11 protein-coding genes are annotated in these 14041 nt (G+C 27.7%); 6 read left to right on the top strand and 5 right to left on the bottom strand.

Annotation, left to right across the window (positions count from 1 at the left end; all coding sequences use genetic code 11):
• Positions 1-122 precede the first annotated feature (122 nt).
• On the bottom strand, positions 123-1730 hold the full coding sequence (locus J2Z24_RS10890) for a putative ABC exporter domain-containing protein (RefSeq protein ID WP_035144604.1): 1608 nt from the start codon (positions 1728-1730) through the stop codon (positions 123-125).
• 43 nt (positions 1731-1773) lie between these two features.
• Positions 1774-2484: an ABC transporter ATP-binding protein gene (locus tag J2Z24_RS10895; protein ID WP_035144617.1), complete on the bottom strand. Its 711-nt coding sequence runs from the start codon at positions 2482-2484 to the stop codon at positions 1774-1776.
• 270 nt (positions 2485-2754) lie between these two features.
• Between J2Z24_RS10895 and J2Z24_RS10900 the strand changes: the two genes are divergently transcribed.
• From J2Z24_RS10900 to J2Z24_RS10915, 4 genes are all read left to right on the top strand, one after another.
• Positions 2755-3435, top strand: coding sequence for an ABC transporter ATP-binding protein (locus J2Z24_RS10900; RefSeq protein ID WP_035144602.1), 681 nt, complete (start codon positions 2755-2757; stop codon positions 3433-3435).
• Positions 3436-3448: 13 nt separating this feature from the next.
• Positions 3449-5974: an ABC transporter permease gene (locus J2Z24_RS10905; protein WP_035144600.1), complete on the top strand. Its 2526-nt coding sequence runs from the start codon at positions 3449-3451 to the stop codon at positions 5972-5974.
• Between the two features lie 248 nt (positions 5975-6222).
• Positions 6223-6918: a response regulator transcription factor gene (locus J2Z24_RS10910; protein WP_035144599.1), complete on the top strand. Its 696-nt coding sequence runs from the start codon at positions 6223-6225 to the stop codon at positions 6916-6918.
• 6 nt (positions 6919-6924) lie between these two features.
• Complete coding sequence (locus J2Z24_RS10915) at positions 6925-8166, top strand: sensor histidine kinase (RefSeq protein ID WP_035144597.1); 1242 nt, start codon at positions 6925-6927, stop codon at positions 8164-8166.
• A 232-nt stretch (positions 8167-8398) separates the two neighbouring features.
• Here the strand turns inward: J2Z24_RS10915 and J2Z24_RS10920 are convergent, their stop codons facing one another.
• The 3 genes from J2Z24_RS10920 to J2Z24_RS10930 all read right to left on the bottom strand — a co-directional run bounded on the left by J2Z24_RS10920 (position 8399) and on the right by J2Z24_RS10930 (position 12164).
• Entirely contained in the window at positions 8399-8755 is a 357-nt protein-coding gene (locus tag J2Z24_RS10920; protein WP_035144595.1) for a YmaF family protein, read from the bottom strand.
• 77 nt (positions 8756-8832) lie between these two features.
• Entirely contained in the window at positions 8833-10734 is a 1902-nt protein-coding gene (locus tag J2Z24_RS10925; protein ID WP_035144594.1) for a sensor histidine kinase, read from the bottom strand.
• A gap of 107 nt (positions 10735-10841) precedes the next feature.
• Positions 10842-12164: a YjiH family protein gene (locus tag J2Z24_RS10930; protein ID WP_111947544.1), complete on the bottom strand. Its 1323-nt coding sequence runs from the start codon at positions 12162-12164 to the stop codon at positions 10842-10844.
• A gap of 194 nt (positions 12165-12358) precedes the next feature.
• On the opposite strand from J2Z24_RS10930, the gene J2Z24_RS10935 reads away from it, so the two are divergent.
• Both J2Z24_RS10935 and J2Z24_RS10940 read left to right on the top strand, forming a co-directional pair.
• Entirely contained in the window at positions 12359-13072 is a 714-nt protein-coding gene (locus tag J2Z24_RS10935; protein WP_035144592.1) for a response regulator transcription factor, read from the top strand.
• A 57-nt stretch (positions 13073-13129) separates the two neighbouring features.
• On the top strand, positions 13130-13933 hold the full coding sequence (locus tag J2Z24_RS10940) for a lipid II flippase Amj family protein (RefSeq protein WP_035144590.1): 804 nt from the start codon (positions 13130-13132) through the stop codon (positions 13931-13933).
• Positions 13934-14041 lie beyond the last annotated feature (108 nt).

Raw genomic sequence — 14041 nt, forward strand, 5'->3', positions numbered from 1 at the left:
ATTTATACGATAGCTTACATTTAGCACCCACATTTTCTATATAAATGTGGGATAAGAAGTTGTACCACCATGGATAAGTAGGTGTAAATACTCTATAGTTTATATTTTAACATAAACTAAAGCTATTTTAATTCTATATAATGAAATAGTTTTTCACTTATAAATAATATAAAAATAAGCAAAATAAACCCTAAGATATTTATGGATAAAAGTGCAATATTCATAAGTTTAAATTTGATGTATATAATAAGTCCAGGTATTACAGGAAGGAAAAAAACAATATATTGAATAATGCCTTCTAAGATTCCCCCATTTCCTTTATCATCCACAGGAATGAAGAAATGAACTATTATTTTTGAAAGTCCTTTAGATAAATTAATTATTATTAAAGCTATTAAATATATAAGTGATGTGAGTAAATATTCTTTACTGGTTAATCCAATAGGAAGTATTATACTCATTAATATAAATATAGCAAAAGCATAATTGTGAAAAATTATATATAGTAGTTTTTTCTTTACGCTTCCAGGAAGTAAATAAATATATGTTTTGCTAAGTTCATATTTAATTGAGGAAACAGGATTAATTCCTAGAGACATAGAAAGACACATTATAAACATCACTGCATAAATATTATTTTTATCTGGATAAATGCTTAGGTAATATCCTCCTATAAAAGAAATTAGAGCCAATACTAAACATATAATAACATGTCTTTTTAATGATCCATTTCTTTTACTTAATATAGAATTTTTATATAAAAAAGCTCCTTCACCATTTATTTTGTGAAAAATATTTTCCTTAACTGGAGTTATTGATTCCTCTTTATTTGTTGGGATAGAGTCTTCAATGATAATTTGGTCTAGGCTTCGTTCATCTATATTCATATTTTTAAGTTCTACATTTTCACTAACCACTTCATAGTAATCTACAGCAAGAATAATAGTAAATGTAAATATCATAACTGTTAAAGAGAAAATTAAAATTAAATCCAGTAAGGGAAAGACTTCTTTGCTTAGGGGATAGATTATTATATTCTTCATCCAAGATAATAGAGGTATTTTAGTAGTTATTATGTTAATTACAGCAAAAAAGGATTTAGAGGAAGCAAACCAAAAAGTCATTGATATATATACTAATATAGCAACAGCAAGAAATAAACATATCCTCTTTATTAGTTTTTCAGCATTAAATCTAATTTTTATAGAATAAATTAGAAAGTTTAAGCATTTAAAAAACAATACAATTAGTGATACACCAATTAAGCTGAAAAATAATCTCCAAATGTTCAAGTTTAAAGATTTAAATAGTATAACCCATATTAAAATTACATAGAAAAAGTAGTTTAATATAAATTGAAAAGCACCAGTAATTATAGAAAAAATCCAAATAGATCTTTCTCCTATAGGGGAAGGAAATAAGTAATGAACATCCTGTATAGAAAAGTCCAGTGGTTTATAATTAGAAGATGCCTTTAACAGGATATAGAAAAATATTATAAAAAGTATAGTTATAATTATTACTGAAATTAAATTTATATTTATATTAGAAGAATTAATAAAACTTTTTTTACTATTCCTTCTTAGCATACTTAATACAATAAATATAATAGGAAAAATAAGAGTTTCTAGCTTCCTAAGAGCTGTTATTGGATTAGTTAAAAAATATTTAATTTTGTTTTTTACTTGGACAATTTTTATATAGGAAAGGGTTTTAAAGTCTTTAAACATAATAATTTCCTCCTTGGTAAGTAATTAAAATTCAATGTTTTAACTATTTGCTTGAAATATCTAAGAATATATCTTCCAAGGACATTTCTACCTTTGAGTTAATCATATTTTGCAAATCATCTTTTGTTCCATAAGCAAGTACGGTTCCATTTTTCATTATTATAATGTTATCACTTATTTCTTCCACAGAAGACAGAATATGTGTACTTATAAGTATGGTTTTACCTTCATCTCTAAGTAAACTTAAAATAGATTTTAAATCCTTAATTCCTTGAGGATCAAGTCCTACAAAAGGCTCGTCTATTAAAAATATATCTGGATTATGTAAAAGTCCCATAGAAATAGATAATTTCTGCTTCATTCCTTTAGATAGATTTTTACCTAAAGTATTTTTTTTATCTAAAATATTGAAAAGCTTTAATGTTTCATAAGCTTTATTTTCCCAGTTATTCAATTTATAAGCTAATGCTATAAACTTTAAGTGTTCCCAAATTGTAAGATAAGGATATATGTCAGGAGTTTCTGGCATATAAGCTAATTTTTCTCTTACACATTTATCCTTTATACTTTTACCGAATATAAATATATCTCCTTCATTTTTTCTTAAAAGAGATAGTATGCATTTTATAGTTGTAGTTTTGCCTGCACCATTAGGGCCTGCTAGAATAGTGATCTCTCCAGCATTTAGTTTGAAGGATATGCCTTTAAGTGCTTCAGTTTTTCCAAAGTTTTTAACTAAATTATTAACTTCCATTGATATCAATATTATCTCCTCCTTTTAAACTATCTCTATTATAATTGATTTTTTTTATAGTGAATATGACTTTATAAATTCTTTATAATTTATATGAATAAGTTTTTTAACTCTTACAAAACTGTAAGATAAGTTTTTTATATGTAAGATATCAGTTATTGTTTTAAAGATGGTAAAAAAATATAATAAAATCATAGTTTACGAAAATTATTGATAAGTAGCTATTATATAAATAAGATTTTAATTTTTAAGTAGAGAGAGGTAAGAAAGATGGAAATATTAAAGGTTGAAAGTTTATCAAAAATTTATGGAGAAGGCAATAACAAAGTAGAAGCGTTAAAGAATGTATCATTTTCTATAAATAGAGGGGAATTTACTGCTATAGTAGGGGCATCAGGCTCGGGGAAAAGTACTCTACTTCATGTTTTAGGAGGACTTGATAGGCCAAGTTCCGGTAAAGTTTATTTAGATGGAGAAGATATATATAGATTAAATGAAGAAAAGTTAGCTATATTTAGAAGAAGGAATATTGGTTTTGTATTTCAATTTTTTAATCTTATACCTGTATTAGATGTAGAGGAAAACATAGGACTTCCGGCTTTATTAGATAAAGAAAAGGTGGATAAAAGTTACTTAGAAGAAGTAATAAATATGCTTGGATTAAAAGAAAGAATAAAACATCTTCCATCAGAATTGTCAGGAGGACAACAACAGAGAGTTTCCATTGGAAGAGCTTTAATAAATAAACCAGCTATAATTCTTGCAGATGAACCTACAGGAAATTTGGATAGCAAAAATAGCAAAGAAGTAATGGAGCTTTTAAAACTTTCATCTAAAAAGTATAATCAAACACTTATAGTTATAACTCATGACATAAATATTGCAGAACAGGCAGATAGGGTAATAACCATAGCAGATGGTGAAATGAAATCTGATGAAAGAATAAGGTAGGAGGACAAAAGTTATGAATAGCTATAAAGAGATAACTAATAAATATTTAAAACATAATAAAAAAAGAAGTATTCTAACAATTTGTGGAATAATACTTTCTGTAGCACTTATTACATCTATAGGATTATTTATAAAAAGCATGCAAAATACTTTTATTCAAGAGGCTATAAGGGACTATGGGTCCTTTCATGTATCGATTAATAGTAGTAGTGATAAAGACTACAGTAAAGTTAATGACAACCCTAAAATAGAGAAGGTAGGACTTAGAGAAAACTGGGATGAAATTTCTTTGAAATCTTCAAAGGGTATAGAACTTATAAAATTTGATAAAAATGCATTAGAGCTTTTACCTTATGAAGCTGTAGAGGGAAGTCTTCCAAAGGCGGAAGGAGAAATAGCTTTAGAGAATTGGGCATTAAATTATATAGATAATTCATCTAAAATAGGGGATAATATAAAATTAAAACTTTCAGATGGACAGATAAAAGAATTTAAATTAACAGGATTTATTAAGAATAATGCTTATAGTCAGTATAGAGGAATATCTACAGGAATAATTTATTCGGATAAATTTAATATGAATAAAGCTACCATGTATATAACTATATCTAAAAAAGCAGATATTTCCGATACCGTTAAGGAATTGAGAAAAACATTTAAGAAGTTAAATACTAATGAAGATTATATAAGACTTTTAGGAGAAGGATCAAGTAAAAACGTTAATAATTCACTATATTCCATAGCTGCCTTTATAATTGGTATAGTGGTTATTGCTACAGTAGCGGTTATATATAATTCTTTTCAAATCAGTGTTGTGGAGAGAATAAAGCAGTTTGGACTTCTAAGAGCTGTAGGTTCTACTCCAAGGCAGATTAGAAGCATAGTGCTAAGAGAAGCTACTGTAATGAGTTTAATTGGAGTACCAATTGGTCTTTTATGTGGAGTTTTAGCAATATTTGTAGTGGCACAGATATTTAAAATGATGTCAAATTCTGTATTTGGGGAATTGAATGTGGATATATCTTATACAATTTTAGCTATAAGTGCATTAGTAGGATTAATGTCTATATATGTATCAGCATTAATACCAGCAAGATTTGCTGGAAAAATATCTCCACTAGTTGCTATTAGTAGTAGAAATTCTATTGTAAAAGAGAAAATTAAAAAGAATAGAGGAAGAATAGTTAAAAAGTTTTTAAATATTAATAGTTTAATGGCATTTAAAAATATAAAAAGAAATAAGAAGAGATTTAATATAACAGTATTTTCAATAGTAATTAGTATAACTTTATTTATATTTTTTTCTTCATTTGTAAATATGACTATGAATTTCACAGGAAGCAAAACGGAAAGTGAAAATGCTCACTTTTTTGTAATGGGTGTATTAGATAAAAAGGATAATAGTTCTTTAACAGATAAAATAATAGATAAAATAAAAAACAATGAGGAAGTAGCAGAAGTAATTACTAATCGCCAAAATTATATATCAAAGGCTTTAATTTCAACGGATAAAAAGGAAAAGGAACCAGAAAGTATTGTACCTCGTATATATTCGAAAGGTAAATTTGAGTCTGAAGAAATTATTGCATTAAATACAGCATTCGATATTTATGATGATGTTAAGCTTGATAGAACTAAAAGATATGTAACAGCTGGAAAAATAAATAAGGAAAAAATGGCTAAAGAAAATGAGGTTATAATTGTAAAGAATAACTTAATAAGAGGAAAGAAGGGAATGTATGAAGGACCTCTTACAAATTTAAAACTTGGAGATAGTTTTTATATTTATAAAAATGCTTTATTGTATAATGAAGATAACATAAAAATTAATAATAAATTAACTGATTTTAATAAAGAAGATGTGATAAAGGTTAAAGTAGGAGCTGTAGTAGACAAGGCGCCATATAATTTTATTGTTAATTCAGAAAATCTACAAATAATAGTTTCAAAAGATGTTCTTAAAAATATATGTGGCAAAGATATAGAGAAAATTCCTTATATTTCTGCAGGAGTAGTACTAAAAGATGAAAAAAGAGAGCAGAAATTTCAAAAATGGATTCAGCCATTGGGAGATAATAGCGGAATAAAAGTTATGAATACTATAAAGATGAATGAAGAAGCAAGAGCTAGCATTTTGCAGATTCAAATCTTAATGTATGGATTTATAGCAGTAATTTCATTAATTGGTGGTGTTAATATAATTAATACCATTACAACTAATTTAATTTTAAGAAGAAAAGAAATTGCTTCATTAAGTGCCATAGGAATGACTTATAAAAATATAAGAGCAATGGTTTTAACAGAAAGTGTTTTGTATGCTGTATATGGTTCTATTTATGGTGGAATAATTGGAACGACACTGGCATATTTAAATTCTGCTAACTTTAGAAGTTTAAAGAGTTTTAAATGGACAATACCTTGGTCAACTATAGGAATTGCAGTTTTAATAGTCACATTAATAAGTTTAATTTCAGCAGTGAAACCATTAAATAAAATTAAAAAAGAAAATATCATTGATGTAATACGAGGAGAAGAATAAGGGCAAATGATAAGATAATAAATAACTCCATTTTTACATTAAGATATATGAGAAAGTTAAGTATATAGTAAATTAAAAAAGGTGTGTAGCTTAAATTATCCTTAAATTAAGGAAGCTATACATCTTTTTATTATATATGGAATTGCAAAAAATGTACTTTGTGCTTTGTGATCTGTAAAAAGTGCGTGACATTTTTCACTTGTGATATAATAATTCTAAAAATATATTTTTATGGGAGGGTTTTTTATATGAACAAAATACTTCTTTTAGAAGATGATGAAGCCTTGGCTTTGGGAATAGAATTTACACTTAAAGATGAAGGATATGATGTGACTAGATGTGCATATGTAGAAGATGCTATAAAAGCTTTCAACAAAGAAGAATTTAATATAGTCATATTAGATGTAATGTTATCTGATGGAAGTGGATATGATGTATGTAAACATATAAGAGAGAAAAGTGAAGTGCCGGTAATATTTTTAACTGCTTGTGATGATGAAGTCAATGTGGTTTTAGGATTAGATATAGGAGGAGACGATTATATAACAAAACCGTTTAGAGTAAGGGAGCTTATATCAAGGATTAGAGCTATTCAGAGAAGACTAGAGAAAGAGTTTGGTAAAAAGAACATACTAAAATGCAAAGATATTGTATTATACACAGAAAATGCAAAGGTTGAAAAGACAGGAGAAGAGATAACTCTTTCTTCCCAGGAATACAAACTTCTTTTAATATTTATGACAAATCCTAAGAAAATAATGAGTAGAGAAGAAATATTAGATAAATTAATAGAAGGAGCAGGAGCTTATTTCGATACTAATACTCTTTCTGTATATATAAAAAGAGTTAGAGAAAAGATAGAAAATGATTTCTCAAATCCTGAGTATATAAAAACCAAAAGAGGTATTGGTTACATTTGGAATTTAGAAGTGCAGAAGGAGTAATGTAGTATGTTTAAATATTTTATTAATCCGGAACTAAAAAGAAGCTCACTGGTAATAGTAATTATAGCATTTGTAACTTTAATAGGTTCTTTTTTTGCTATAAATCGAAGTTATGAACAAATTAAAATAAATTACATAAAAACTAATACTGCAATAGTAGGAGAATTAGTGAAAAATCATCCTGAATTGAAAGATGAAATAGTTCCCTTAATAACTAAAGGTGTTAATGAAAAAAGTATAGGAGAAGGAGAAAAAGTATTAAAGGAATACGGCTATAATGAAAAATTACAAATTGAATTTATTCCTGCTATGGAAAATAGCTATAATATGGTTATAACATCTGTATTGATTATATTAAGTTGTTTTATTGGTATTATTTTTTTATTAAATTGTATTCAACACACAATAATTTATAAAAGGCTTGAAAGATTAATTTTAGGAGCGCAAAACATATTGGAATATAACTTCGATATTGGAATTTATGAAAATACAGAAGGAACCTTTGCAAAACTTGCACATGCTTTTAATAATATGAGAATAATTATGAAAAATAATTTTGGAACAGTACAAAAAGAAAAACAGTTTTTAGTAGATACCCTTTCAGATATTTCTCATCAACTAAAAACTCCCATAGCTTCTTTAATAATATATAATGATATACTTTTAGAGAGAAATTTAGATGAGGGAAAAAGAAAAGAGTTTTTAAAAAATAGCGGAAAACAGTTAAATAGAATAGAATGGCTTATAAAAAATCTTTTAAAACTTGCTAAGTTAGATGCTGGAGTAATCAAATTTGAAAAAAAAGATTATGATCTAAATAAAACCGTAGAAGAATCTATGGAAGCACTTAAAATAAAAGCAGAACAGAGTAAAATTGATATGAAATTTTATAGTAAAAATTCACAAATTATAATGAAACACGATACAAATTGGCTTGGTGAAGCTGTAATAAATTTAGTAAAGAATGCTGTGGAACATACGAGGGAACATGGAAGTGTAGAAGTTTTTACAGAAAAAACTCCTGTATGTATTAGAATCATTGTTAAAGATAACGGTGAAGGAATTGCCAGAGAAGAAATTCCTCATATTTTCAAAAGATTTTATAAAGGAAAAAGAAGTAAGAATACAGAGTCAGTTGGAATTGGATTAGCTCTTTCAAAATCTATAGTAGAAGGACATGAGGGAATAATAGAGGTGAAAAGTAAGGAAAAAGAAGGGACAATCTTTACTATTACTTTTTTAAAATAAATGTAGCAGAAGTATGTAACTTAAAATTCATGAATTAATTTTGTTCTCTTGGTAAGACTACTTCTGAAAGGAAGTGATACATATGGCTAAAAAAGGGAGCAAGAAGCGTTCTGAATCAAAGGATTCAAACCAAAAGCACCAAGTCAACAATCAAAAGGGAAATACTACAAAATAAATAGTGCAAGGAATTAATAGCATGAAGCCGTTATAAATAACGGCTTCAAATAATATATTAACCAATAGGATTTTCAATTAGTGTAGCAAAGATGAATTGGTGTACATGATTATCATTAAGAGTAGTCGTTCCAGAAACAAAATGCACATGCCTACCCTTGCCAACAGGTATAGCTGGTCCTGTTGTAGCTCCAACCTCATGAAGATGGTCTTCATAAAAATCTGAATTTCCTAGAAGTCGATGAATATGACTATTACCATAAGGTATAGCTTGACTAGTAACACCAGCAAAACGATGATTGTGAGGATCCTCACCTATTTCAGCGATTCTTGTGCTACCTAGATATTCGTGTACGTGAGACTGAGTATCTTCATCATTATTACAATTACAATTTATATCATTGTCTACATACATAATAACTGCCCCCTATTAAATTAACAAGCTTAGCTTGTCTACTTATATATTATGAATAATTAAATATAAGGTTACAGCTATTGTTTCTTATGCAGTTTAATACAAAACCAAAATACACTACCTTTATCAATGTGAGATTTAGCATTAAGTTCACCATCATGGGCTTCAACTATAGACTTTGAAATAAAAAGACCAAGACCATATCCTTTCTGCTTTACATTTATTCCTCTGTAAAAAATATTATATATTCGCTTCATTTCATCTTCACTTATACCCATTCCCTCATCTTTAACTTCGAATTTTATAATATTTGACTGTTGAAGTATAGATATAGTTACTGTGGATCCTTGTTCTGAATATTTAACAGCATTACTAATAAGATTATTCCATACTCTTTTAATTTTTATTTTATCAATATTAAGTATTCCACCTTTAATATCTACATAACTTTTAAAGTTTAGGTTCTTGTTTTCTACATATTCTTTAGCACTTGTAGTAAGTTCTAAAGCAAAATTTTGTAAAGGGATTTTTTCTTTATATAATTTCATGTCCTCCTTTGCTTCATAGGCGGAATCTAAAACATCATATATAATTCTTTCAATTTCTTTTGTCCTATAATATATTCCATCAACAAAACTTTTTCTTACAGCTTCATCTTCAGCAACTTCAGACTTAAGCCCTATTGAATATCCTTTTATAACTGTTATTGAATTTTTTAATTCATGAGACAAGGTAGAAATAAATTTTCCTGTTGAAGCTAATGTGTCTTCAATAGTAAGTGCAAGTTGTTCAGAAGATTTGATAAGTTGATTACTTTCTTTTTCAAATCTTCTTAGCATAATATATATTATTTTTTTTACATCTTTAAATGATTTTTGAAATTTTCCTATTTCGTCATAATTGTTATTCTCAATTTCTTCATAAGATTTAGCTTTATCAGCCTCTTTATAGTTACTTTTTAGTATCTCAATAGATTCTGATATTGATTTGTCTATAATTGAATTTCCTTTTGAAATAATATCAAGATATTCAGTCATGGCAACAATAGGAATGGATATCCTTTTAGTTACATATATTCCGATAAGCATTGCAAATATAAGAGCAATAATAGTTATTATAAGGACGCTGTATAGAAATAACTTTGATTCATGATACATATCTTTTTCAGGAAGAGAGGCAATTAAAATCCAGTTTGTATTTTTCATAAGTTTAAATATTTGAAATTCCTTTTCTTTACTGTTAACCTTTACTGTTTGCTTTATTAATTTTTTGTTGTTTTTCTCAAAGCTTTCATGATTAATATTAAAAGAAAATTGTTTGCCTATCAAATCTTTGTTAGGATGAGATAAAACTAAATTATTTGAATCAACAATGGCATAATAACCGTGTTGTCCTAAAGTAAGATTTTCAGCAAGCTTTGAAAAATATTCAGCATAGATAGCTGTTCCTGCATATCCAAGTACTTCTCCATTTAAGGTTATTATTGGGGATACAGTATTTACAATAAGTTGTCCATTGGCCTTCCCAACTAAAATATCACTTGTAATTGTAGACTTAGCTTTAACACTTTCAATGAAATAGTTTCTTTTGGATAAATCTATGTTCATAGCAGAAGGCATACAGGAGGCAATAATATGACCGCTCTTATTTAAAATAAAAAAATCCATATAATAATGATAAACTTTATTCTTTTTGTTCATTAAATCTAATAAATAGTTATTTATATCTAATAGGCCTACTTCACCAGATAAAAATGCTTCTACTTTTTTATCAAGGGCAAGTCCGCTTGTTTCAAGCTTATTCATATTAACAAGTAAATCTATATTTTCTTGAACTCTATCAAGTTGTGAAACCATAAGGGTTTCAGAGCCTTTATTGATTATAGATACAGATTTAATATATATTAGTGTTCCAAGGGAAGCCATTAAAATAAGGATCATGGTACATATAATCAATGTAATTCTTGTTCTTAACTTCATAGCAATCCTCCCAATTCTGTATAAAAAATTAAAGTGTCTAAATTGCGAAATTTGCAATCAGACACTTTAATATTATCATAAATTGTAGAAATATTTAAGAAATTGTTTTAAAAAAGTAAAAATGCTATAGGAGTTACAATTATTATTGTAAGTAAAGTTCTTTCAAACCATATAATTACAACATCAGAGAGTTTAAGCGGAATTTCTGTTGACATAATACATGGTATTGAAGCTGAGAAGAACAATATTGAAGAAATTGATGTAACACCTATTATAAATTTAGTAACCATTGGAGCATCTTTAACAAGTAGTGCTGGTAAGAACATTTCAGCAATTCCAAGAGCTGCTGCTTTTGATGTAAGCATTGCTTCTGGTATTTGAAGCAGTTTTACAAATGGATAGAATATATATCCAAGTACATCAAATATAGGAGTAAATTTTGCAAGAACAAGTCCTAGAAGTCCTACAGATAAAATTGATGGAAGTATTCCCATTGTCATTACAAGACTATCCTTAAAATTATCCCATACACATTTTCCTATGCTAGGTGAAGCTGAAGCAACTTTTAAACCTTCATTTAAAGCGTTTTCAAAGTAATTGCTATTAATATCTGGTTCAGGATCACCAATTTCAGTAATATAAGAATCACTTTTTTTGCTAAGAGGTCTAATTCTTACTGTTATAGCGGTTACTGTAAAAGTTACTAGAAAGGTTGTCCAAAAATATGTGTTCCATATATTCATAATTCCAAGGGTTTTAGCAACTATAATCATAAAGGTGGCAGATACTGTTGAAAAACCTGTGGCTATAATACATGCTTCTTTTATTGTATATTTACCTTCTTTAAAAACTCTATTTGTTATAAGTAGTGCTAAAGAATAACTTCCTACAAAGGATGCAACTGCATCAATTGCTGATCTTCCTTGAGTTTTAAATATAGGTTTCATAATAGGTCTCATAAATACTCCAGCAAATTCTAAAAAACCATATCCAACTAAGAAAGCAAGAAATGCTCCGCCTATTGGAATTATTAATCCAAGTGGGATAACAAGCTTATCGAAAAGAAATGGTATCATATCAGGTTGGAACATCCAGCTTGGACCAATTCTGAAATAGGCCATAGATCCAATAGCTATACCACAAACTTTTAAAATTGAGAAAATAGTGGTTACTACATCTTTATTCCAAGTTTTTTTAAGAAATGGATATGCAGCACCTAAAACAACAATAATTAGTGCGTAAATAGAGGTTAAAGGACCAAGTAGCTTTTTAAGACCAGTTACAATATGGTCTATTGGTATAGAGGACTGTCCCCATATTTTTAATGGAACGAAGAACATAAAAATACCCACTAAACTGTACCCAATAAACTTAGCAAAGTTATTAACTGTTTTTAAATTATTACACGTGTTTTGCTTCATAGTTTCCATTAGTGTATCCTCCTTATATTTCATTGATTTTAATTTCATTATATATAAGAAAGAAATATTTTTAAACTATTCACACTATTTTGACTTTCTTTTGTCACAGAATTGTCATTATATTTTGGAAATGTCTGTAGATTAATTATTTTTCTTATGATAACATTAAATTATGAAATTTTCTCTAAAAGGGGCAGATAGTTATGGATAAAGTACTAGTTGTTGATGATGATAAATCTATTGTTCACATGATTGCGGAGTTTATGAAATTATATGGATTAGAGGCGGTAACTGCATATAGTGGGGAAACTGCAATAAATAAACTGGATAATTCTATAAGTCTTATTTTACTTGATATAAATATGAGTGAATTAAGTGGTATTGATCTTTGCAAGATTTTTAGAGAACGAACTAATATACCAATAGTTTTTTTAACAGCAAATTCCTCTCAATATGATATGGTACTTGGACTTGGAGTAGGAGCGGATGACTATATAAAAAAGCCTTTTGATCCAATAGAATTAATTGCTAGAGTTAAAGCACATATAAGGCGTTATAATCAATATGGAAATTTGTCAAGTAACCAAGATGGAGAAGTAGTAGAATTTGATGGAATAAAAATTTTTAAAGATTCACATAGAATTTTAAAAGAAAATTCAGAAATTCATCTAACTGCAACAGAATACAATCTTTTAATCTACTTTATTGAAAATGCGGGGAAAGTTCTTACAAGAAAGCAAATATTAAATAATGTTTGGAAAAGTGATATGTATGATGAAAATACAGTTACAACTTATACAAAAAGGCTTAGGGAAAAGATTGAGGATGATAAGAGAAATCCAAGGGTTATAAAATCAGTTAGAGCCATTGGATATATTTTTGATGGAAAAATAAAAGAGAGTATGGAGGAGATATAGTTTCTGTTACTTAAGTTAATGTATTGCTGGAGTTAGAAGAAATGAGGGAATATATAAATGTCAGTACAAATAATTATTGTTTTAATTCTTACTTTTATTATTAGTGTTATTTCAACTTTAGCATATTCAGTGAGAATTGTAGGGGTTAGAACAGGAAGAATAGCTATATCTTTTGCAGTATTTAATGTGTTTGCTTTAATTTCAAGAACTGCTAACACAATTCAAGCACCATTAATGGCTAAAAATATTGAAAATAGTATAAAAGTAGGCAATAGCCAGAACTTATTATATATGTTTAGATGGATATTACTAGCCACTACTGTGGCTACAATTACTGGAGCCATACTAATGCCAACATTTATAAAAGTTTTTCAAAAGGCAGTAGAATCCTTAAGTGTTCATCGTTCTATACCAAAATTATTATTACATGGTTTTTCTAAATCTGGTATAGACCAATTTAAAAAGAGCATTACTAAACCTAAAAGAGAAAATATAACTCAATTAAAAAGTTTTAAAAAAATACCTAAAAAAATTATTCTATTAAACACCATAGCTTTTTCAATATCTACGGTTGGTGTATTATCATCATTATATGCAGGCTGTTTAAATCCTGATTTAAGGCAAACTTGCAGTACACTATCTTCTGTAATAAATGGATCTGCAACTATAATTATGTTTATGTGTATAGACCCATTTATATCTATGTTAACAGATGATGTGATTAGAGGGGAATGTACAGAACTGCATTTTGATAGATGTATTATTTTTATAGTAGGAGGACTGATAGCAGGAACTATTTTAGCTCAATTTATATTGGTTCCAGCGGCCGATATAATAGTTTTTATAGCAAAAATTATATAGGTAAAGTATATACAAATTAAATAAATCTAGAACATTTAACATGATTATATAAGATGTTACTAAAAGTACAATAGTCTGTGATATGGTAGGGGAATTTTATGTTTAGAA

This window comes from Clostridium tetanomorphum (genome assembly GCF_017873215.1).
GTDB classification, from domain to species: Bacteria; Bacillota; Clostridia; order Clostridiales; family Clostridiaceae; genus Clostridium_AO; species Clostridium_AO tetanomorphum.